Raw genomic sequence first — 491 nt, 5'->3', positions numbered from 1 at the left:
TGACTGAAGCAGATTCTGTTACAGATGCAGGCGCGTTAACAGTAACAGGCACCACAGACCTAGATACCTCAACAGCCAATGGTGCAATAGTCTTAGACAACAATACGCATAGCTTAAATACCTTCACAGCCGATGCAGGCACAGGTGCAATTGATATAGACGAAACAGACGCACTTGATTTAGGTGATGTCACCACCTCAGCATTGACGGTGACCACAGGTGGCGCGGTATCAGGCTCAGGAACCTTAACCGTATCAGGTACAACAGATATTGATAGCTCAGCGGGCAATGCAGATATCACGTTAAACACCAATACGCATAGTCTCAGCACCTTAGTGGTTGATTCAGGCACAGGCGATGTAGATATAGACGAAACAGACGGATTAACCTTAGAAGTCACAGGAGCAGGTGATGTAACGGTTGATTCAGTTGGTGCATTAACCTTAAATGCAGGCTCAATGGCCAACCTAACGGTGACTGAAGCAGATTCT

Annotated in this window: 1 pseudogene; it reads left to right on the top strand. The window is 46.4% G+C overall.

From position 1 onward, the window contains the following. Positions 1 to 491, top strand: a pseudogene (locus DS2_RS20650) (hypothetical protein); the annotation flags it as partial.

The sequence above is a fragment of the Catenovulum agarivorans DS-2 genome (assembly GCF_000568405.1).
Taxonomy (GTDB): domain Bacteria; phylum Pseudomonadota; class Gammaproteobacteria; order Enterobacterales; family Alteromonadaceae; genus Catenovulum; species Catenovulum agarivorans_A.
This window is presented reverse-complemented; position numbering and strand designations above follow the sequence as displayed.